A 21767-nucleotide genomic window follows, 5' to 3' on the forward strand; every position below is an offset into this window, starting at 1 on the left:
ACGATCATGAGCTACCGCGGGGACTACGTATGACCGCCGCGACACTGACGCTCAAGGCCATCGCAGAGCGGCTTGCCGGGGGCTTCATCCATCGTCTGACACCCCTGTTGGGGACGCCGGCACGCGTGGTCTGTCCCTCGGACGAGGCGGAGCAGGCGATTGTCGATGCCATGACGCAAGTCGCTGCCGTACAGGGCCTTCCGGTCGAGGTTATCGATTTGCGGCCAGCACCTGCCGAGCGATTGGGCGCCGTTACGGCGCGGCTCGACGGCTGGGGAAGCGGAGTGGCCGCTAGCGGCAACGGCTCGCTGCAGGCACTACTGATCCTGCGTGGTTTCGACGTCTTCGGCGACGACACACAGGATGGGCCAACCTATCCATTCCGATCCAAATCTCAATTCGACCGGAAATTCCTATGGCTATTCGTCGGTCGAGACGCATCACGTATGCGGTTCCTGTTCGACAGCTACCGCCGGCCATTGTATCGCGCAGCAGGCGATATCACCCCCGAAGACTGGCAACCAAACGACCATCCGGACAGCTAAGGGGTAATTGCAACTGTAGGCGTTACTTCCTCGCGCGCGTCGGCCAGCTGCTGGAACATTGGTGGGAGCAACTGGCGCAACGCTTGAAGGGCCACGCGCTGCTTCTGGACTTACCGGGTCATGTGGCGCCCAGGCCTTCGCCGAGATCTGGCGCTTGGCGCTGTCCGAAGGGGACGCCTTTGCCCACGCCGTCCTCACGGTCGACCGCAATGCCATCTCGGAAGCTCGCGCGACCGCCACCGATTTGGTCAATAACCCTTTGACCAATTGGTCAGCGGGCTGCTGACCAATTGTGCAGCAGGCTGCTGCACAATTGGCCACGCTAAGGAGGTGCCTAACTTTTTGTCAGATGATTATCCGACGGAATCGCCTCGTACACTGACCATCTATGAGCGCAGCGGTTGCAACATGAGGACGGTTATCCGCACTAATTGTGGAGAGTTAGCGCATTGGCTGGGGACAAATCCATGCGTGCAACACCATTTCAGCCAAGGCTGCGGAACTGCCATGCGTCCTCGGGCGGCGGCGTCGAGCCCCAGGAAGGGGACCAGCACATTTTGCAATCCTCGACCATTCCGTTGTAGTCGTTGATCTTGCACCGAACCCAGGGGCGACCAACTTTCCCCTCGAAAACCACTACGAGATCGATGGGGAATGGAGGAGTGAGCGTAACTGCCATAACTCAGAAGTCTGCGCCGGGATGCCTTATGTGGACGTGACGCCAGACGGGACGCGGATGGGCCACGCGTGCCTCGCAAGTCCGAAGGGCACAGATTCAACTAAATCTCCAAGGTTTCGTGGAGTGCTAAGCTACCGTTAAATTTGCTCTTTTACTTAACAGAAAGTAGCAAATTTAGTTTCTAGACCTCTGGGGGACGACAGCCATGCCAGCTCACCGGAATAGCCTGTGATGATTTTACATAATATACATTATGCGAAATAAAGGGTGCACCAAGGGCCAAGGCTAGGCGCCGTCGCGTGCGCGCTTGGTACCTCTCCCCTGAGGGCTTCCGGGAGCTTCGGCGTACCTGCTTCCTCAGTCCTCAAGCGTGCGCCAAGTTCCTCGGCGTCTCACTGCGGACGGTGCAGCATTGGGACGCCGGCCGGTGCCGGGTGCCGTGGTCGGTGGTGCGACTGCTGCGCCTGCGGCGCTTGGGCGACCTGGGCGCGCTGCACGATGGTTGGGCTGGCTGGATGGTCAACGGCCGCACTGGCGAGTTGGTGAGCCCCAGTGGCTACACCTTTCAGCCGCTCCGTCTGGCCAACTGGACCGTGGTCTACGCGCAGGCCCGTCTCTGGCAGGAGGACTACGAGCGTCGCACGGCTGGGGGTGTGGGGGCCTTGGCCCCTGCGAGGCCGCAGGCCGTGACGCTTCAACCCGAAGTCTGGGAGGCCAGGGTCGTCACCGAAGCTTTGCCCTCCCCTCCAATCGAAGCCATTCCCCAGCTGACCGCTTTCCTTGCCCTCGGGCGTGTCCTCGAGCGGGTCGGTTTCTCTGACGCCTTCCAACTTCACCAGGTAGAGCGGGGGGATCACGCCGCCGCCGGGGAGCGGCTTGGCCGCCCGCCGGCGGCGGGATCTGCCCGCGATGTGATCGACCTGGAAGGCGTTGAGGGCCGCCATGGTTGTCTCACGGGTGCGGAAATGGCACAGTGGCGCGGTCTGGCGACTGTATTGGCCTCCGCGTGCACATCTCCGCGTGATGGCAGTATGCTATCAGTCTGGCGTCAGAATCCCGAGTTTGTGACGGATCAGAAGGCCCCAACGGGGGCCTCGGGAGCGTGTGACGTCCGGGGCCCGGAAAGTAATACGGGCCTAAACCTCACACTCCCGGGAGGGCATTCCTGATGGGTTCGACGACGCTCCGTATCCCCGATGCGCTGAAGGCCGAGGCCGATGCCTACGCGGCCAGCCTTGGCCTGTCTCTCAATGCGCTGTGCGCCGTGGCGCTGCGGGATTACCTCGATGCACGGCGGCGTGGAGCGGAGCCACAGCCCGGGCCTGCGCCTGAACCGGATCGCCAGCCTTCCAAGCCCGCCCAGGTGGCGAAGGCCGTGGCAGTGCCGTCGGCGCGACCGGTGCGGTACGTGGAACCGGCGCAGGGGGTCTATGCACCCTGCCCGTGCGGCAGCGGCAAGAAATGGAAGTGGTGCCACGGGGCATCGTGAAAGGTGCCGCCCCCGGGACGTCTTGGCGGAGGTCCGGGGGCGGCGATTGGCAGGAACCAACCGGGGCTAAGCCCCAAGGAATCATCTCATGAAAGCAGAGGAACGGCGGCAGCAGGAGCGCATCCTGCACGCGTGGCAGAACATCTTGGACATGCTCAATCGGATCGGGCCGGAGAGCGATAGTCAGGCGGACTTGGAAGGCTATGGGGAGGTCAAGGACTACGTGCTGGACCGCATCGAGCGGGTCACCGAGTGTTTGACAAAAGCTGCGCAGCGGACCCCGTCTACTCGGGGTAGAAAACCCGCTTCATTACGTCCGAAGATGAACAGTTTGCATGCCGGAGATAATGCCGTTGATAATCCCGTCTCGGCGGAGGTTGCAAATGGCTAGGAAAACCGGCGGGAGCTATACATTATGCGAAATTATGTGGTGCCATTTTACTGTCCTGCGCATTCAGTTTGGCCGTAAAGCTACGGTGTCGACGACCATCCTCCGCGATTCGTTGTATCTAGCCCCAAGCATGGAGCATATATACATACAGAAGCAGCGTGACCATAGATAAAGACACTGCTGCCGCGTAGTGGTGCCGGCCTGACCAAACCTGCCAGTACATCACTCTACGTTTGCGCGCACGCCGTTGTCTACGCGGTCGAAAAAGACGCTCGATCATCGTTCCGCCCCCCAGCTTCCTGATCTGCAAAGTAAAGCAGATCCTGATGACCGATGGAGTGCAAGCAAATGACCAGGCGACATGCAATCCGGGAATTGGCTAGCTTTTGCCGTCCAGAAGCACCAGCACGATATATTCAAGAATCAACGTCGCGCCTTGAAGAACTCCCGCAGCATGGCGGACGACTCCTCGGCCAGCAGGCCGCCTTGCACTTCGAGTCGGTGGTTGTGGCGCGAGTCGATCAGGGTGTCGAACATGCTGCCGGCGGCGCCGGTCTTGGGGTCGGTCGCCGCGTACACCACGCGGCCGATGCGCGCGTGGATCAGGGCCATCGCGCACATCGAGCATGGTTCCAGCGTCACGTATAAAGTGGCCCCAACAACCCGGTGATTGGCGAGTTTTTCGCCCGCGGCGCGCAACGCCATCACTTCGGCATGGGCGGTAGGGTCGTGCAAGGTGATATTGCGGTTCCAGCCCAGTCCGATGATCTCACCGCCCAGCACCAGCACCGCGCCTACCGGCACCTCGTTCTCGGCATCGCGGGCATGCGCGGCGAGCTGTAGCGCGCGGCGCATGTGCGCCTCGTCTTTGGCGGTAAAAGGCTGGCGGGTTTCTTCGGTCATGTCGGCAAACGGTAAACGATCACGAGAAAGCCGGCGCAATGCCGGCTTTCGGGGGCAAGCCAGAGTTCGTGATCCGGCTCACTCCCACTCGATCGTGGCCGGCGGCTTGCCGCTGATGTCGTACACCACGCGGGAGACGCCACGCAGTTCGTTGATGATGCGGTTGGAGACCTTGCCGAGGAAGTCGTACGGCAGGTGCGCCCAGTGCGCGGTCATGAAGTCGATGGTTTCCACGGCACGCAACGCGATCACCCATTCGTAGGCGCGCGCGTCGCCCACCACGCCCACCGATTTCACCGGCAGGAACACGGCGAAGGCCTGGCTCGTCTTGTCGTACAGATCGGCCTTGCGCAGCTCCTCGATGAAGATGGCATCGGCACGGGCCAGCAGTTCGGCGTACTCCGGCTTCACTTCGCCGAGGATGCGTACGCCCAGGCCCGGGCCGGGGAACGGATGGCGATAGACCATCTCGCGCGGCAGGCCGAGTTCCACGCCGATGCGGCGTACCTCGTCCTTGAACAGCTCGCGCAGCGGCTCGACCAGCTTGAGCTTCATGTGCTCCGGCAGGCCGCCCACGTTGTGGTGGCTCTTGATCACGTGCGCCTTGCCGGTCTTGCTGCCGGCGGACTCGATCACGTCAGGGTAGATAGTGCCCTGCGCCAGCCACTTCACCTGGCCGTGACCGGCATCAGTGACCTTGGCCGATTCCTCGTCGAAGATCTCGACGAACAGACGGCCGATGATCTTGCGCTTGGCTTCCGGATCGGCCACGCCTTCCAGCGCCTTGAAATAGCGCTCGGCGGCGTTGACGCGGATGACCTTGACGCCCATGTGCTCGGCCATGGTGGCCATCACCTGGTCGCCCTCTTTCCAGCGCAGCAGGCCGGTGTCGACGAACACGCAGGTCAGCTGCTTGCCGATCGCGCGATGCAGCAGCGCGGCGACCACCGAGGAATCCACGCCGCCGGAAAGGCCGAGCAGCACGTGGTCGCCGCCCACCTGCTCGCGCACGCGGGCAATCTGGTCGTCGATGATGTTGGCCGCTGTCCACAACGTGGCGCAGCCGCAGATGTCGGTGACGAAACGCTTGAGCAGCGCACTGCCCTGCTTCGTGTGCGTCACTTCGGGATGGAACTGCACGCCGTACCAGCGCTTGGCTTCGTCTTCCATCACCGCGACGGGAATGCGGTCGGTGCTGCCGGTGATGGCGAAGCCCAGCGGCGCTTTGCTGACGTGATCGCCGTGGCTCATCCACACGTCTAGGCGGTGCGCGTCGCCATGGTCGGAAAGGCCGTCGAACAAGCGGCTCTTCGCCACGATGTCCACTTCCGCGTGGCCGAATTCGCGCTGGTCGGCGGCTTCCGTCGCGCCACCCAACTGCGCGGCCAGCGTCTGCATGCCGTAGCAGATGCCGAGGATGGGCAGGCCGGAGTCGAACACTTCCTGCGGCGCCTTGGGTGCGCCCGGCAGCGTGGTGGATTCCGGGCCGCCCGAGAGGATGATGCCCTTAGCGCCGAACGCGGCGATCTCGGCCGGGTCGTGATCCCATGCCCAGATTTCGCAATAGACGCCGAGTTCGCGTACGCGGCGCGCGATCAGCTGCGTGTACTGCGCACCGAAGTCGAGGATAAGGATCTTGTCGGAATGGATGTTTTGCATCGGACTTGAGGGCTTTTCGGAAGGACATCCGGAATGGATCGTGTCGTTCCCGACCTGGTCGGGAACAGCGTCACGCATGAGCCGCGGATCGGGCAGGGAATCCCCTGCCCGCCCGCATCAGGAATTCAGCCGGTAGTTCGGCGCTTCCTTGGTGATCTGGATGTCGTGCGGGTGCGCTTCGGTCACGCCGGCCGAAGTCACCTTCACGAACTGCGCCTTGTTGCGCACGTCGTCGATGGTGGCCGCGCCGAGATAGCCCATCGAGGCGCGCAGGCCGCCGATCAACTGGTGGATGATGTTGCGCAGCGAGCCGCGGTACGGCACGCGGCCCTCGATGCCTTCGGGCACCAGCTTGTCGGCGTCGGCTTCGTTGTCCTGGAAATAACGGTCCTTGGAACCCAGCTGCATCGCACCGATGGAGCCCATGCCGCGGTAGCTCTTGTACGAGCGTCCCTGGAACAGTTCCACCTCGCCTGGAGATTCTTCGGTGCCGGCGAACATCGAGCCCAGCATGACCGAGCTCGCACCCGCGGCCAGCGCTTTCGGGATGTCGCCGGAATAGCGGATGCCGCCGTCCGCGATCAGCGGGATGGAATCCTTCAGCGCCGTGGCCACCATGTCGATGGCGGTGATCTGCGGCACGCCCACACCGGCCACCACGCGGGTGGTGCAGATCGAGCCCGGGCCCACGCCTACCTTCACTGCATCGGCACCGGCGTCGCGCAGCATCAGCGCGGCATCGCCCGTGACGATGTTGCCGGCGATCACCTGCACCTGCGGGTAGCTGCGCTTCACCCAACTCACGCGGTCGATCACGCCCTGCGAATGGCCGTGCGCGGTATCCACCACCAGCACGTCCACGCCGGCCTCGACCAGCGCCTCCACGCGGCGCTCGGTGTCGCCACCGACGCCCACCGCGGCGCCGACCAGCAGCGCTTCGTTGAGGTCCTTCACCGAATTCGGGTTGTCGCGCGCCTTCTGGATGTCCTTCACCGTGATCAGGCCGCGCAGTTGGAAGTCGTCGTTGACCACCAGCACCTTCTCGATGCGGTGCTTGTGCAGCAGCTGCAGCACCTCGTCCTGGCCGGCGCCCTCCTTCACCGTGACCAGGCGTTCCTGCCGGGTCATGATGTTGCGCACCGGATCGTCGGGCTTGCGCTCGAAGCGCATGTCGCGACTGGTGACGATGCCCACCAGCTTGCCGCCTTCCACCACCGGCACGCCGGAGATGCTGTGCGCGCGGGTGAGCTTGAGCACTTCGCGGATCGAGGTGTCGGGGCTCACGCTAAAGGGGTTGCGAATCACGCCGGCTTCGAATTTCTTCACCAGGCGCACTTCGGCGGCCTGCTGTTCGAGCGTCATGTTCTTGTGGATGATGCCGATGCCGCCCTGCTGCGCCATGGTGATGGCGAGGCGCGCTTCGGTCACGGTATCCATCGCCGCGGAAACGATGGGGATGTTCAGGCGCAGGCTGCGGGTGAACCGGGTGGAGGTGTCCACGTCGCGCGGCAGCACGATGGAATGGCCCGGAACAAGGAAAACGTCGTCGTAGGTGAGAGCCTCGGCGAGAATGCGCATGGTAAGCCCCGCGGCAAAGAGAGGATTATACGCGGCACTGCAGCATGCCGCCAGCGCAACGGCTGAACATCAGCGGGCTTCGGCGGCTTCCAGCGTGTTTTCCATCAGCGTGGCCACGGTCATCGGACCCACGCCGCCGGGCACAGGCGTGATCCAGCTGGCGCGTTCGGCGGCCGGGGCGAATTCCACGTCGCCCACCAGACGACCGTCGTCTAGACGGTTGATGCCCACGTCGATCACCACCGCGCCGGGCTTGATCCATTCGCCCTTGACCAGCCCCGGGCGGCCCACCGCGACGATCACGATGTCGGCTCGACGCACATGGCCTTCCAGGTCGCGCGTGAACTTGTGGCAGCAGGTGGTGGTGCAGCCGGCGATCAGCAACTCCAGCGCCAGCGGACGACCCACGTGGTTGGATACGCCCACCACCACCGCATCCTGGCCGCGCACCGGCCGGTCGGTGTGGCCCAACAGGGTCATCACGCCCTTGGGCGTGCATGGGCGCAAGCCGAAGCGGCGCAGCGCGAGACGACCTACGTTCACCGCCTGGAAGCCGTCCACGTCCTTGGCCGGATCGATGCGGTCGACCAGCGCGTCTTCGTCGATGTGTTCCGGCAGCGGCGACTGCACCAGGATGCCGTGCACTTCCGGATCGGCATTGAGCCGGTCGATCAGCGCGAACAGTTCTTCCTGCGAAGTGCTGGCCGGCAGGTCGTAGTCGAAGGAACGGAAGCCCACCTGATGGCAGGCCTTGCGCTTGTTGCGTACGTACACCGACGAAGCCGCATCATCGCCCACCAGCACCACGGCCAGCCCTGGCGCGGGCAGGCCTTGCGCTTTGCGCTCGGCGACACGCTTGCCGATGCGGTCCAGCAGTTCCTGCGCGATGCGTTTGCCGTCGAGGATGCGTGCGCTCATGGGGCTTTTCTGTTTGCAAAGCGCAACATTATCCTGACTGGCCGCCACCCGCACAAACGTACTTTGCCCATGCCCCTGCAAAATCCCCCTGGAACCGCGGAGATCGCTATCCCGCCACTTGCCTTGCGGCCCTGGCGGGACGATGACGCACAAGCCTTGCACGAGGCCGTCCAGGAGTCGCTGGGCAGCGTGGGGCGATGGCTGCAGTGGTGCCATGCGGACTATGACTTGGACGCTGCGCGCCAGCGCATCGTTGTCTGCAAACAGGGTTGGGATGCAGGCGAGCAGTACGCCTTCGCGGTACTCGACGCGACGGGGCGGCTGGCGGGTGGTGTTGGCCTCAACCAGCTGGACGAACGCAATATGCGCGGCAATCTCGGCTACTGGATGCGCACATCCGTCAACGGTCGTGGATATGCCACGCACGCTGCACGCGCCGTTGCGCTATTCGGCTTTGAAGCGCTGGGATTGCAGCGGATCGAGATCGTCGCGGCCACGGGCAACCTCGCCAGCCAGCGCTGTGCCGAGCGCATCGGCGCCAGGCGCGAAGGTATTGCAAGAGGCCGCGTGTTGATGCACGGGCAATCCGAAGATGCCGTGGTCTACGGGTTGCTTCCCGTCGACCTCGATCAGGCGGCGGAAGCGCAGAACGCCGCGACGTCCTCGTAACCGGTGAAGCGGGCGCCTGCCCCACAACCAGGACACTCCGGATCGCGCGGCAGGCGCGTCTCGCGGAAACGCATGCCCAGCGCATCGAAGGACAACAAGCGGCCGACCAGCGGCTCGCCCAGTCCGAGGATCAGCTTCAGCGCCTCGGTGGCCTGCAGCAAGCCCACGATGCCGGGCAGCACACCGAGCACGCCGGCCTCGCTACAGTTCGGCGCGTCGGCCGCCGCAGGCGGCTCGGGGAACAGGCAGCGGTAGCACGGCGAATCCGCCCTGCGCGGATCGAACACGCTGACCTGGCCGCTGAAACGTTCCACCGCCCCGTAGACCATCGGCAGCCACAACCGCAGCGAAGCCGCGGCCAGCAGGTAGCGCGCGGGAAAATTGTCGGCACCATCGATCAATACGTCATGACCGGCCAGCAGCTGTTCCACGTTGTCGGCGCCCAGGCGCTCGCTGCGCGTTTCGATGCGGACGCGCGGATTCAGCGCGTTCAATGCGATGCGTGCCGACTCGGTCTTGGCAATACCCACGCGCGCATCGGCGTGGATCACCTGCCGGTGCAGGTTGGAGCGCTCCACCCGGTCGTCGTCGACCAGGGTGAGTTGGCCCACGCCGGCCGCGGCGAGATACAACGCCGCAGGCGCGCCGAGCCCGCCTGCCCCGAGCAGTACGACTTTCGCCGCCGCGAGTTTCGCCTGCCCTGCCTCGCCCACCTGCGGCAGGCGCAGCTGACGCGCATAGCGCTCGGCGGCATCTGCATCCAGTGCGCCGGTCACGATGGGCAGGCCTTCACCCTTCCAGCGTTCGAACCCACCCGCTACGGAATGCACGTCGCGGTAACCCATGCGTTGCAGCGATTCCGCCGCCAGCAGCGAACGCATGCCGCTGCCGCACAGCGCGAGGATGGGGCGCGCACGATCCGGTTCCGCCTGCTCGATGCGCAGTTCGAGGAAACCGCGCGACAGGCCCAGCGCCCCTGCCGGTGTGCCAGCGGCGCGCTCGCCGTCCTCGCGCACGTCGATCAGCAACGCACCTTGCGCCTGGTGCGCAAGCGCATCGGCGGGCGAAACCTCGGAGATGCGGCCGCGGAGTTCGGCCAGCAGCGTGTCGCGTTGGGTGATCGATGGCATGCCGACAGTGTAACGACCCGGAGCCTGCTCGATGGCTCCATGGATCAGCGGAGCCATCGGATAGGCGGTTACTTCTTGCGCTTTTTCATCTCGCGGATCATGCGCTGGCGTTTGCGCAGCTGGCCTTCGGTGAGCACGTTCTTCTTTCCGGCATAGGGGTTCTCGCCTTCGCGGAACACGATGCGGATGGATGTGCCTTCGAGCTTGTAGCGCTGGCGGAAGAAGTTCTCGAGGTAGCGCTGGTAGGCCGGCGCGATGTGCTTGGTGCGGCTGCCGTGGATCACGATGGTGGGCGGATTGCTGCCGCCGGGATGGGCGAAGCGCAGCTTGGGCGCATGCCCGCGCACCAGCGGCGGCTGGTAGTTCTGGTAGGCCTTTTCCAGCGAACGGGTGAGGTCGGACGAATTCAGTTCCTTGGTCGCGGAGGCATGCGCACGCACGATAGCGCGCATCAGCTCGCGCAGGCCCGAGCCGTGCATGGCGGAGATGTAGACATGCCGCGCCCATTCCACGAACTGCAGGCGGCGCGCCAGCGCTTCCTGGCAACGTTCGCGCTGGTAGGCGTCGAGACCGTCCCACTTGTTCACCGCGATGACCAGCGCCCTGCCCTCGTCCAGCGCGTGGCCGATCAGGGTGAGGTCCTGGTCGGCGAGGTTCTCGCGCGCGTCGATCATCATCACCACGACCTGCGCGGCGGCCATCGACTGCAGGGTCTTGATGACGCTGAATTTCTCCACCGCTTCCTCGACGCGTGCCCGGCGACGCACACCGGCAGTGTCGATCAGGGTGTACTTGCGGCCGTCGCGTTCCAGCGGCACGCGGATCGGGTCGCGCGTGGTGCCGGCCACGTCGGAAACGATCATCCGGTCTTCGCCGAGCAGGCGATTGATCAGAGTGGACTTGCCCGCGTTCGGACGGCCGACGATGGCGACGCGGATGCTGTCGCTCTCGTCGGGCGCAAGCTCTTCGTGCGCATCTTCCGGCAGCAGCGGCTGCAGCGCGGCGATCAGTTGGTCGGTGCCGCGGTTGTGCGCCGCGGACAGCGGCAGCGTGGCGGCGATGCCGAAAGCGGCGAACTCCGCCAACGCGGCCTGTTCGTCAAGGCCATCGGTCTTGTTGACCGCGGCGATGATGGGTTTGCCGCTGCGGCGCAGTTCATCGAGGATGCTGCGGTCCTGCGGCAACAAACCGTCGCGCGCGTCGAGCACGAACACCAGCGCCTGCGCCTCGGCGATGGCCAGGCGTACCTGTTGCGCGGTAAGACCGTCCAGGCCTTCGTCCGAACCGGAGAGGCCGCCAGTATCGACCACCACGAACGGCCGTTCTTCGACGAGATGGCAAACGCCGTAGTGGCGGTCGCGGGTGACGCCCGGCAGGTCGGCCACCAGGGCGTCGCGGCTGCGCGTCAGCGCGTTGAAAAGAGTCGATTTACCGACATTGGGACGACCGACCAGGGCGACGACGGGCAGCATGAGGAGGCATGGTTCCCGGCGATCAGTGCGCGGCGAGGCGATAAGCGCCGATATGGCCCTGCACGTCCTCGACATACACGGTGTCGCCCACCACTACCGGTTGGGCCTGGATCGGCTTCTTGGACAGGCGGATGCGTGCAGCCAGCGCACCGTCGCTGCTCTGCAGCCAGTGCACGAAGCCCGCCGTGTCGGCCACCACGATGTAGTTGCCCTGCACCGCAGGCCCCGTGAGCCAGCGGTACTTGAGCTTGTCGTTCTTCCACATGTCCGAGCCGCTGCTGCGGTCGAACGCCCACACTTCGCCCTGGTCGTTGACGCCGAAGAGGGCACTGCTGTTCAGGGCCAGCGAGGTGTAGGTGGAGAACGGGTGCGACCACATCGGGCGGCCGCTGGGACCGTCGATCGCCGTGAGGTTGCCGTGGTAGGCGGCGCCGTAGAGCGTGCTGCCATCGAGCAGGATCGCGTCGTCGGCATCGTCCAGGCGCTCGATGTCGGTGCGGCCATCGCCGTTCGCCAGGCGCTGCTCCCACAGCTTCTCGCCGTTGTCCAGGCGCAGTGCGACCAGTTTGCCGTCGTCGCTGCCGATGAACACCACGCCGTTCACGGCCAGCGGCGTGCCGTTGCCGCGCAGGCTGAGCGAGGGCACGGTGCCCTGGTCGTAGACCCAGCGGCGCTTGCCGGTGGCGGCATCGAGGCCATAGACGCGGCCGTCCTGGGTGCGCACGATCACCAGATCGCCGCTGATCGCCGGTGCGGACAGCACTTCGGAATCCAGTTCGGACGACCACAGCTCGCTGCCGTCCTTCGGGCTCATGCCGTAGACATAGCCGTCAAGCGTACCCGCCACCAGCAGGTTGCCGGCCACGGTCGGGCCACCTGCATAGGTAGCTTCCGGGACGGCCTTGCCCTTCTTTCCGCCCAGGCCGAACCAGCCCTTCTTGATCTTGGTGCTCTTTTCCCACAGCTTCTTGCCGCTCGCGGCATCGAAAGCGCCGATCTTGCCGTCGGTGCTGATGGCGTACAGCACGCCATCGACCACTGCGGGGCGCAGGCGCACGCCGCTGATGCCGGCGCCCTTGCCGATGCGGGCAGTCCAGACCTTGCTGACCTGCGCCGTGGCCGTGAAATGCTTGTCCAGCGGAGTCGGCGGCTCGAGGTTCTTCTTCTTGAAGGAATCGCAGCCGGCCAGCAGCACCAGCGTACCCAGTGCCAGCAGCCATACTTTCTTGTTCACCACGACTTTCATGCACCCTGCTTCCCGGCCACGGCCAGATCATCGATTTTCATCTGCAGGACGGCATGCTGCGGCGCGTCCTCACCCAATGCCGCCATCGCCGCCTGGTAGGCCTTGCGTGCGTCGTCGGCGCGTCCAAGCTTGACCAGCGCGTCGCCGCGGAGTTCCTGGTTCAGGCCGGTGTATTGCCCGGCCGGCATGGCTTCGAGCGTGGTCAGCGCGGCCTGGCCGTCACCCTTGGCCAACTGCACATTGGCCATGCGCAGTTGCACCATCGACTTCAGCACCGGATCGGTGGCATGCGCCGCGGCCCACTGCAGCGAGTCCAGGGCCTTGTCCAGCTGCTTGTCCTTCACCTGCTGCTTCGCGCGGTCGCTGACCGCGAACAGCGCATACGGGGACTTGGCGTAATCCTTCATCAATTCGTCGACGAAGGCAGTCGCGGCCTCGGGTTTGCCCGCGGCCTGCGCCACTTCGGCCTGCTGGTAAAGGGTGGCGGCAGCGGCTTCGTTGTTCGCCTGATGCTTGCGCCACTGCTGCAGGCCGAAAATGCCGACCAGGCCGATCGCGATACCCACGGCGATGGAAAGGCCGTTCTCGCGCAGCCACTTCTGGACACGCTCGCTTTGTTCGTAGTCGTCGTATGCGTCAAATGCCATGTTTCACCGTTGTTGGGTACCGCGCGCGCAGGGCGCCCGCAGGCTGGATGGCGACAAAAAATGGCTCGCCATCACCCTTCGCCCGAGCACGGGCGAAGAATGGGCAAGCATAACCGAAATGGATGGATCGCAGGCGCAGTGCGATGGCGATCAGAGATTGGCCGCAGCGGCCTTGCCATCCGCGATTTGCATGCGGAAATGCGCCACGTTGGCGTGACGAAGCGCATCGAGCGCCACCGACTGCCCGTCGATGCTCACCTGCGCACCGTCGGCGTTGCCGATGCGCACATCGAGCGGCTGCTCGCTGTGCCAGGTCTTGCTGGTGCCGGCGGGCAGCAGGCCGTATTCCAACCGCGTACCGTCCTGTCCGACCACCTCGACCCAGCTGGCCGCATTGAGGCTCAAGGTCAGGCTGTGGCCACTGGCATCCGTCGAAGATGTGGCAGGCGCGGCTTTCGGCTGCGACGCCTCGTCACCCAGGTTGGGAAACGGCGCCATCGAAGCCATCAGCGGCTGCTGGTCCTGGGCCTGCGGCTGGGTCGCCGGGGCCTTCGTCGCTGCCGTCGACACCGCGTTCGGCTTGCCAGGGACAACGCTCTGCGCATCCTGCTGCGCCACCGGCGATGCATCCAGCGGCGTGAGATGGCTGAGGTCGCGGTCCAGCGTGCTGCGCACGCCGAACCAGATCGTGGGTACCGCGATCACCAAGGTCAGCACCACATAGGTGGCGGCAGTGGCGTAGCGGTCGAGCAGGAAACGCGAATGCGAGATGCCGCCCGTGGCCACGAGTTGCGGCTCGACATGGCGGACACGCGCCAATTCGGCCTGGATCGCCGCATCGTCGATGCCCAGGTACTGGCTGTACTTGCCGATATAGCTGGCCAGATAGACACGGGAGTCGATGTCGCCATGCTCGCCCTGCTCGAGCTTGCGGAGAATGCGCAAGGGCAGCCTCAGCGCATGCGCGCAGGTTTCCATATCCAGTCGGCGCGCTTCGCGCGCCGCACGCAGACGGCTGCCGAAGGCGGCATCGGGGTCGACATGCACCTGGCTGGCAACGGGTACTTCCGTGACATCCCTTTCGGCGAACAGATCGGGCGCGGCCGGATCCTGGCCAGGCTGGGAAGGCTGCATGGTGTTCATGGACTGCTGGCAGTGATTTTCAGGGCGCGAGCCTGCTCCGAGTCCGGGAACTGGCTCTGCAAACGCCTGAGATAGGTTTGGGCTGCATCCGTGTTGCCCAAGCGCGACTCGATATCGTAACCAAGTTTGAGAGCGGCCGCATTGGAGCCGCCCAACGCATCGAAGCGCTGAATGAAGGCCCGGGCTCGGAACGCATCCCCCTGCCGGTAGAGTACTTCAGCCAGATGGAAGAGTGCATCGCCGTTGTTGGGATTCCGTGCGATTGCGTCACGAAAACTCGCTTCCGCCGCGGCTTGGTTGCCCATCTGGAGCTGGCAGATGCCTTCGTTGGTGAGGGCCACGTCGGGGGTGCTGTAGAACGGGTCGGCCACGGCCTTCTGGAAATAGCCGATCGACTCCTGGAATTTCCCCGTGCGGCACAGGAACTGGCCGAGGTTGTTGTTCGGCATCCCCTTGTCCGGTTCCAGCGCCACTGCCTGGCGGTAATTGGTCTCCGCCTCCGGCAGCTTGTTGATCTTCTCGTAGACGAACGCGATGACCGTGTGGGCAGGTGCGTAGTTCGGGTCGAACTGCAGCGCCAGCTTCAGCTTGGCCAGCGCGTCCTGCAGGTTACCCAGGGCAAGGTAATGCTGGGCCAGGTCGGTATGGACGCGGGCGGCATCCTTGCGCTGGTCGGCCTTGCTGGTCTTGGGAATGGACGTGTCGTTCTGGCTGTGGTCGGCGTTGTCGCCAACCGTCACGCAACCGGCAAGCGCCAGCGACAGGCCGAGCGCCGACAGCGATTTAAAGCGCATTCGACACCTCTTGGTCCACACGTTGGCGAATTCCGGCGCTGCGCCGGGTACGGTCGTTCACCTGCCCGGCCAACTGGCCGCAGGCGGCATCGATGTCGTCGCCGCGGGTGCGGCGCAGCATGGTGAGGATGCCGGCGTTGAGCAACTGCGTCTGGAACGCGCGGATAGTCTCGGCGTCCGAGCGCTCGAAGCGCGTACCCGGGAAGGGGTTGAACGGGATCAGGTTGACCTTGCAGGTCGGCAGCTTGCGCATGAAGCGGATCAGCTGCTTCGCGTGCTCGGGCTGGTCGTTCACACCCTTCATCAGGGTGTATTCGAAGGTGATCGAGGTGCGCGGCTTGCGCGCGATCCAGCGCTGGCAGGCCGCGGTCAGCTCGGCCAGCGGGTAGCGCTTGTTGAGCGGCACCAGCTCGGTGCGCAGCTCGTCGTTGGCCGCGTGCAGCGACACCGCCAGCGACACGTCGATGACTTCCGACAACTTGTCGATCATCGGCACCATGCCAGCGGTGGACAGCGTGACGCGCTTGGACGCGAGGCCGAAGCCCAGGTCGTCGCGCATCAGGCTCATCGCCCGCACCACGTTGTCGAAGTTCGCCAGCGGCTCGCCCATGCCCATCATCACCACGTTGGTGATGCGGCGGTTCTGGTGGGTGACGTTGCCCAGCTGCTTCGCCGCCACCCACATCTGGCCGATGATCTCGGCGGTGGCGAGGTTGCGGTTGAAGCCCTGCGCGCCGGTGGAGCAGAACTGGCAGTTCAGCGCGCAGCCGATCTGCGAGGACACGCACAGCGTGCCGCGGGTGGGCTCGGGGATGTACACCGCCTCCACCGCGTTGCGGCCGTCCATGCCCAGCAGCCACTTGTGCGTGCCGTCAGCCGCGGCCTTGTCCACCAGGGTCTTCGGCGGACCGACGTGGCAGCTCGCCTCGAGCTTGGCGCGCAGCGCCTTGCCCACGTCGGTCATGTTGGCGAAGTCGGACTCGAGGTGGTGGTAGATCCACTTCATCACCTGCTCGGCGCGATACGGCTTCTCGCCGAGCTGCGCGAAGAAATCGCGCAGCCCCTGACGATCGAAGTCGAGCAGGTTGACCTTGCCGGCGGTGCCGGACTGGTCGGATGAAATGGCGGCTACCTGGTTCATGTCCTTGTTTCAGAGTGCGGCCATGGATGGCCGCCTTTTGATTTTCGCGTTCAGGGATGAACGCTTTTGTTTAACTCGTGCGGCTATGGATGGCCGCTTCTTGATCTTCGCGTTCACGAATGAACGCACAAATCAACGCGAATGCACTTCGGTGGAAGCGAAGAAGTAGGCGATCTCGACAGCCGCCGTCTCGGCAGCATCGGAACCGTGCACGGCGTTCGCATCGATGGAATCGGCGAAGTCGGCGCGGATCGTGCCCGGCGCGGCTTCCTTCGGATTGGTGGCACCCATCAGGTCGCGGTGCTTGAGCACGGCGTTCTCGCCCTGCAGCACCTGGATCATCACCGGGCCGGAGATCATGAAATCCACCAGCGCCTTGAAGAACGGACGCTCCTTGTGCACGGCATAGAAGCCCTCGGCCTCGGCACGCGACAACTGCTTCTGCTTGGCAGCGACGACCTTGAGACCGGCCTTCTCGAAACGGGCGTAGATCTCGCCGATCACGTTCTTCGCGACGGCATCGGGCTTGATGATGGAAAGGGTGCGCTCCAGCGCCATGGGGGTGCTCCGGTAAATGGGATGAAAGTGTGCGGGGCCGGCATCGTGCCGCGGGCGGTCAAAACCGACTCGGAATGCGGGTTTAGAACGCGAAGTTTGACAGATTCTATCCCATTCGCAAGTTGGCGACGGGCTCTCGGGGCGCCCTGTTTGACGGCAGCCAATCCCCGCGCGTATGCTCAAACGATCGTTTGAATCCCTCCCTTGGCCACGTGGATTGACCCGACCCGTGAACCGCACCGGCTCCACCAAGGAACGCATACTCGGCGCCGCCGAGACCCTGTTCGCCCAGCGCGGCTTCGACGGCGCCTCGCTCCGCCAGCTGACCAGCGCTGCCGGGGTCAACCTCGCCGCGGTCAACTACCACTTCGGCTCCAAGGAAAAACTGGTCGAACAGGTGTTCCGGCGCCGGCTGGACGCACTGAACGCCCAGCGCCTCGCCGCGCTCGCCAAGGTCGCCGGCCAGCCCGGAACGCGGCTGGAGGATGTGCTCGACGCGTTCATCCGCCCTGCCCTCGAACTTTCGCACGAGGATGGCGGCTCGCTGTTCATGCGCGTGCTGGCGCGCGCCTTCGCCGAGCACGACGACGGCCTGCGCAAGTTCCTGTCCGAGAACTACGGCCACGTGATGCGCCAGTTCACCGCCGAATTCGGCCGCCTGCTGCCGCGGCTGAGCAAGGAGGAACTGTATTGGCGCATCGACCTGGTCACCGGCGCGCTGACCCATGCCATGTCCGGCTTCGGCATCATCCAGCGCAAGAGCGACGTCAGCGAGCGCGCCCACCGCGAGCAGACCGCACAGCACCTGATCCGCTTCGCCGCGGCCGGCCTCAACGCCACCTGATTTCACCGCCCGGCCACGGCCAGGCGGTCACCTTGACCGACTTCGTTCCGCAAGCAGCTCTTCATCCGGAGACTTCCATGACCGCTTCATCCACCACCACCCCGACGCTGCGCATCCGCAAGGCGGCCGTGCTCGGCGCCGGCGTCATGGGCGCACAGATCGCCGCTCACCTGACCAATGCCGGCGTCGAAACCGTGCTGTTCGACCTCGCCGCGAAGGAAGGTCCCAAGAGCGGCATCGCGCTCAAGGCCATCGAGCACCTGAAGAAGCTCTCCCCGGCCCCGCTGGCCGATGCCAGCCTTGCCGCCGCCATCATCCCGGCGAACTACGACCAGAACCTCGCGCTGCTGGAAGGCTGCGACCTGATCGTGGAAGCCATCGCCGAACGCATGGACTGGAAGCTGGATCTCTACAAGAAGATCGCCCCGCACGTCTCGCCCACCGCGGTGCTGGCGTCGAACACCTCGGGCCTGTCGATCAACGGCCTGGCCGAGGCGCTGCCTGAGGAAATGCGCCACCGCTTCTGCGGCGTGCACTTCTTCAACCCGCCGCGCTACATGCACCTGGTCGAGGTGATCCCGACGCGCCTCACCGAGCCGAAGGTGGTCGAAGGCCTGGAAGCCTTCCTCGTCACCACCGTGGGCAAGGGTGTGGTGATCGCCCGCGACACGCCCAACTTCATCGGCAACCGCATCGGCGTGTTCTCGATGCTGGCCACCATGCACCACACCGAGCAGTTCGGGCTGGGCTTCGATGTGGTGGACGCGCTCACCGGCCCCGCCGTGGATCGCCCGAAGAGCGCCACCTACCGCACCGCCGACGTGGTGGGCCTGGACACCATGGCGCACGTCATCAAGACCATGGCCGACACGCTGCCCGATGACCCGTGGCATGCCTACTTCAAGGCGCCCGCGTGGCTCTCCGCGCTGATCGAAAAAGGCGCGCTGGGCCAGAAGAACGGCGCCGGCTTCTATCGGAAGGCCGGCAAGGACATCGTCGTGCTCGACGTCGCCAAGCAGGATTACCGGGCTTCGGAGCAGAAGGCCTCGGACGAGGTCGCCGCCATCCTGGCGATCAAGAACCCGGCCGAGAAGTTCGCCAAACTGCGCGCTTCGCAGGACAAGCAGGCGCAGTTCCTGTGGGCCACCTTCCGCGATCTGTTCCATTACACCGCCTACCACCTGGCCGACATCGCCGACACCGCGCGCGACGTGGATTTCGCGATCCGCTGGGGTTACGGCTGGAAGCTCGGCCCGTTCGAGACCTGGCAGGCCGCCGGCTGGCAGCAGGTGGCGCAATGGGTGCAGGAAGACATCGCCGCCGGCAAGGCCATGAGCAGCGCGCCGTTGCCCGCCTGGGTGCTGGACGGCCGCGACGGTGTGCACGGCAAGGACGGCTCCTGGTCCGCCGCCGACGGCAAGGCCAAGCCGCGCTCCACGCATCCGGTCTACGCGCGCCAGTTGTTCCCCGATCCCATCCTCGGCGAGAAATTCGACCAGGGCAGCACGGTGTGGGAAAACGACGGCGTGCGCCTGTGGACGCTGGGCGACGACGGCGTGGGCATCATCTCGTTCAAGACCAAGATGCACACGGTCAACGACCAGGTGCTCGACGGCATCCAACATGCCGTCGGCATCGCCGAGGAAAAGCTCAAGGCCGTGGTGATCTGGCAGAACGGCGAGCCGTTCTCCGCCGGCGCGGATCTGAAGGGCGCGCTGGGCCTGCTGCAGGCCGGCAAGTTCGAGGACTTCGAGCACATGGTCGCCAACTTCCAGCGCACCAGCATGCGCATCAAGCATTCGCTGGTGCCGGTGGTCTCCGCCGTGCGCGGCCTCGCGCTAGGCGGCGGCTGCGAATTCCAGATGCACTCCGCGCGCACCGTGGCCGCGTTGGAAAGCTACATCGGCCTGGTCGAGGCCGGCGTGGGCCTGCTGCCCGCCGGCGGTGGCCTGCACGAGCTGGCCGTGCGCGCGGCCAAGGCCAACCCGGCCGATCCGTTCGAATCGCTGAAGAAGGTGTTCGAGACGGTGGCGATGGCCAAGGTCTCGCCCAGCGCCATCGAGGCGAAGAACATGGGCCTGCTGCGCGACAGCGACGTGGTCGTGTTCAACGCCTACGAGCTGCTGTACGTGGCGAAGAAGGTGGCGCTGTCGCTGGCCGAGTCCGGTTACCGGCCGCCGCTCTACCTGCGCAACGTGCCGGTCGCCGGCGACGTGGGCACGGCCACCTTCAAGGCCTCGCTGGCCAACCTGCAGGCCGGCTACTTCGCCTCCGAGCACGACATCGCCATCGCCACGCGCATCGCAGACTGCCTGTGCGGCGGCAATGTGGAGCGCGGCTCGCTGGTGGACGAGGAGTGGCTGCTGGAACTGGAGCGCAAGCACTTCGTGGAGCTGGCGAAGACCGAAAAGACCCAGGCCCGCATCGCGCACACCATGACTACCGGCAAGCCGCTCAGGAACTGATCGCATCCCACCAGTGCGTCATCCCGGCGCAGGCCGGGATCCAGTAGCGAAGACCGATCGTTGCTGCGACTGGATTCCGGCCTACGCCGGAATGACGAACAAGACAACCCAAGACGCGTCGCCGCACACCCGCGCGACGCCACGGAGCAAGCACCATGAGCAAGCAAATCCAGGACGCCTACATCGTCGCCGCCACCCGCACCCCGGTCGGCAAGGCGCCGCGCGGCGTGTTCCGCAACACCCGCCCCGACGACATGCTGGCCCACGTCATCAAGGCCGTGATGGCGCAGGCGCCGGGTATCGATCCGCACCGCATCGGCGACGCCATCATCGGCTGCGCCATGCCGGAAGCCGAGCAAGGCATGAATGTGGCGCGCATCGGCGTACTGCTGGCCGGCCTGCCCGACACCGTGCCCGGCGTCACCATCAACCGTTTCTGCTCGTCCGGCCTGCAGGCCGTGGCGATGGCGGCCGACCGCATCCGCCTCGGCGAAGACGACCTGATGCTCGCCGGCGGCACCGAGAGCATGAGCATGGTGCCGATGATGGGCCACAAGATCGCGATGAACCCCGCGATCTTCAGCAACGAGCACATCGGCATCGCCTACGGCATGGGCATCACCGCCGAGAACGTGGCCAAGCAGTGGAAGGTCAGTCGCGAGGCGCAGGACGCCTTCGCCGTGGAAAGCCACCGCCGCGCGCTGGCCGCGCAGGCAGCCGGCGAGTTCAACGACGAGATCAGTCCCTTCCAACTCGACGACCGCTACCCCGATCTCGCCACCCGCGGCATCGCCACCGACAACCGTACCATCGCCGCCGACGAGGGCCCGCGTGCCGGGACCACGGCCGAGGTGCTGGGCAAGCTCAAGACCGTGTTCCGCAACGGCCAGTTCGGCGGCACCGTCACCGCCGGTAACTCCTCGCAGATGTCCGACGGCGCGGGCGCCGTGCTGCTGGCCAGCGAGAAGGCGATCAAGGAATACAACCTGCAGCCGCTGGCCCGTTTCGTGGGCTTCTCCGTGGCCGGCGTCAAGCCCGAGATCATGGGCATCGGCCCGAAGGAAGCGATCCCGAAGGCGCTCAAGCAGACCGGCATCACGCAGGACCAGCTCGACTGGATCGAGCTCAACGAAGCCTTCGCCGCGCAGGCGCTGGCCGTGATGGGCGATCTCAAGCTCGATCCCGCCAAGGTCAACCCGCTGGGCGGCGCCATCGCGCTGGGCCACCCGCTGGGCGCCACCGGCGCGATCCGCATCGCCACCCTGCTCCACGGCCTGCGCCGCAGGAAGCAGAAGTACGGCATGGTGACGATGTGCATCGGCACCGGCATGGGTGCAGCGGGCATCTTCGAGGCGGTTTGATTGCGGCGTTGCCTTTGTGGCCGCTCGTGGTCGCAAGGGCGGTCCTCTGCTGGGCGCCAACCGTCCGTGAGCACGAAAGCAGTTGGACAGCCCTGTTCGGTGCAATCTTCAAAAAACGAAACGGCGCCCATCGAG

The 21767-nt window shown here is 65.2% G+C and carries 19 protein-coding genes; 7 read left to right on the forward strand and 12 right to left on the reverse strand.

What is annotated here, in order from left to right; all coding sequences use genetic code 11:
* Positions 1 to 29: 29 nt before the first annotated feature.
* The 3 genes from IHE46_RS15430 (at position 30) to IHE46_RS15445 (ending at position 3104) form a co-directional block, all read left to right on the forward strand.
* On the forward strand, positions 30 to 545 hold the full coding sequence (locus tag IHE46_RS15430; RefSeq protein ID WP_192165580.1) for a hypothetical protein: 516 nt from the start codon (positions 30 to 32) through the stop codon (positions 543 to 545).
* 1847 nt (positions 546 to 2392) lie between these two features.
* A complete protein-coding gene (locus IHE46_RS15440; protein WP_192165584.1) occupies positions 2393 to 2713 on the forward strand; it encodes an SEC-C metal-binding domain-containing protein in 321 nt (106 codons plus the stop codon).
* Positions 2714 to 2801: 88 nt separating this feature from the next.
* Positions 2802 to 3104, forward strand: a complete 303-nt coding sequence (locus IHE46_RS15445; RefSeq protein WP_192165585.1) for a hypothetical protein — start codon at positions 2802 to 2804, stop codon at positions 3102 to 3104.
* A gap of 423 nt (positions 3105 to 3527) precedes the next feature.
* On the opposite strand, the gene tadA is transcribed toward IHE46_RS15445, so the two are convergent.
* The 4 genes from tadA to folD form a co-directional block, all read right to left on the reverse strand.
* The gene (tadA, locus tag IHE46_RS15450; RefSeq protein ID WP_192165587.1) at positions 3528 to 4007 is read right to left on the reverse strand and encodes a tRNA adenosine(34) deaminase TadA; all 480 of its coding nucleotides are present in this window, start codon (positions 4005 to 4007) and stop codon (positions 3528 to 3530) included.
* A gap of 78 nt (positions 4008 to 4085) precedes the next feature.
* On the reverse strand, positions 4086 to 5666 hold the full coding sequence (gene guaA, locus IHE46_RS15455) for a glutamine-hydrolyzing GMP synthase (protein ID WP_192165589.1): 1581 nt from the start codon (positions 5664 to 5666) through the stop codon (positions 4086 to 4088).
* 117 nt (positions 5667 to 5783) lie between these two features.
* The gene (gene guaB / locus IHE46_RS15460; RefSeq protein WP_192165591.1) at positions 5784 to 7244 is read right to left on the reverse strand and encodes an IMP dehydrogenase; all 1461 of its coding nucleotides are present in this window, start codon (positions 7242 to 7244) and stop codon (positions 5784 to 5786) included.
* Positions 7245 to 7313: 69 nt separating this feature from the next.
* Positions 7314 to 8162, reverse strand: a complete 849-nt coding sequence (gene folD, locus IHE46_RS15465) for a bifunctional methylenetetrahydrofolate dehydrogenase/methenyltetrahydrofolate cyclohydrolase FolD (protein WP_192165593.1) — start codon at positions 8160 to 8162, stop codon at positions 7314 to 7316.
* A gap of 69 nt (positions 8163 to 8231) precedes the next feature.
* On the opposite strand from folD, the gene IHE46_RS15470 reads away from it, so the two are divergent.
* Positions 8232 to 8831 carry a GNAT family N-acetyltransferase gene (locus IHE46_RS15470; protein ID WP_192165595.1) on the forward strand — a complete coding sequence of 200 codons (600 nt, stop codon included), beginning with the start codon at positions 8232 to 8234 and terminating at the stop codon, positions 8829 to 8831.
* On the opposite strand, the gene moeB is transcribed toward IHE46_RS15470, so the two are convergent.
* The 8 genes from moeB to ndk form a co-directional block, all read right to left on the reverse strand.
* The gene (gene moeB, locus IHE46_RS15475) at positions 8792 to 9961 is read right to left on the reverse strand and encodes a molybdopterin-synthase adenylyltransferase MoeB (RefSeq protein WP_192165764.1); all 1170 of its coding nucleotides are present in this window, start codon (positions 9959 to 9961) and stop codon (positions 8792 to 8794) included. The genes IHE46_RS15470 and moeB overlap by 40 nt on opposite strands.
* 68 nt (positions 9962 to 10029) lie before the next feature.
* Complete coding sequence (gene der / locus IHE46_RS15480) at positions 10030 to 11433, reverse strand: ribosome biogenesis GTPase Der (protein ID WP_192165596.1); 1404 nt, start codon at positions 11431 to 11433, stop codon at positions 10030 to 10032.
* Positions 11434 to 11455: 22 nt separating this feature from the next.
* Positions 11456 to 12679, reverse strand: coding sequence for an outer membrane protein assembly factor BamB (gene bamB / locus IHE46_RS15485; protein ID WP_192165598.1), 1224 nt, complete (start codon positions 12677 to 12679; stop codon positions 11456 to 11458).
* Complete coding sequence (locus tag IHE46_RS15490) at positions 12676 to 13326, reverse strand: tetratricopeptide repeat protein (protein WP_192165600.1); 651 nt, start codon at positions 13324 to 13326, stop codon at positions 12676 to 12678. The genes bamB and IHE46_RS15490 overlap by 4 nt, the downstream gene beginning before the upstream one ends.
* Positions 13327 to 13476: 150 nt before the next feature.
* A complete protein-coding gene (locus tag IHE46_RS15495) occupies positions 13477 to 14469 on the reverse strand; it encodes a helix-turn-helix domain-containing protein (RefSeq protein ID WP_225563107.1) in 993 nt (330 codons plus the stop codon).
* Positions 14466 to 15263, reverse strand: coding sequence for a type IV pilus biogenesis/stability protein PilW (gene pilW, locus IHE46_RS15500; RefSeq protein WP_192165602.1), 798 nt, complete (start codon positions 15261 to 15263; stop codon positions 14466 to 14468). The genes IHE46_RS15495 and pilW overlap by 4 nt, the downstream gene beginning before the upstream one ends.
* On the reverse strand, positions 15253 to 16404 hold the full coding sequence (gene rlmN, locus IHE46_RS15505) for a 23S rRNA (adenine(2503)-C(2))-methyltransferase RlmN (RefSeq protein WP_192165604.1): 1152 nt from the start codon (positions 16402 to 16404) through the stop codon (positions 15253 to 15255). Before rlmN ends, pilW begins: the two co-directional genes overlap by 11 nt.
* 132 nt (positions 16405 to 16536) lie before the next feature.
* Positions 16537 to 16962 (reverse strand): nucleoside-diphosphate kinase, encoded by a 426-nt coding sequence (gene ndk / locus IHE46_RS15510; RefSeq protein ID WP_192165606.1) that lies wholly within the window; start codon positions 16960 to 16962, stop codon positions 16537 to 16539.
* Positions 16963 to 17137: 175 nt separating this feature from the next.
* On the opposite strand from ndk, the gene IHE46_RS15515 reads away from it, so the two are divergent.
* The 3 genes from IHE46_RS15515 (at position 17138) to IHE46_RS15525 (ending at position 21632) form a co-directional block, all read left to right on the forward strand.
* Positions 17138 to 17806 carry a TetR/AcrR family transcriptional regulator gene (locus IHE46_RS15515; RefSeq protein ID WP_192165608.1) on the forward strand — a complete coding sequence of 223 codons (669 nt, stop codon included), beginning with the start codon at positions 17138 to 17140 and terminating at the stop codon, positions 17804 to 17806.
* 77 nt (positions 17807 to 17883) lie between these two features.
* Positions 17884 to 20271: a 3-hydroxyacyl-CoA dehydrogenase/enoyl-CoA hydratase family protein gene (locus IHE46_RS15520; RefSeq protein ID WP_192165610.1), complete on the forward strand. Its 2388-nt coding sequence runs from the start codon at positions 17884 to 17886 to the stop codon at positions 20269 to 20271.
* A 155-nt stretch (positions 20272 to 20426) separates the two neighbouring features.
* On the forward strand, positions 20427 to 21632 hold the full coding sequence (locus IHE46_RS15525) for an acetyl-CoA C-acyltransferase (RefSeq protein WP_192165612.1): 1206 nt from the start codon (positions 20427 to 20429) through the stop codon (positions 21630 to 21632).
* Positions 21633 to 21767: the final 135 nt, after the last annotated feature.

It is taken from the genome of Rhodanobacter sp. DHG33, from assembly GCF_014843005.1.
Lineage (GTDB): Bacteria > Pseudomonadota > Gammaproteobacteria > Xanthomonadales > Rhodanobacteraceae > Rhodanobacter_A.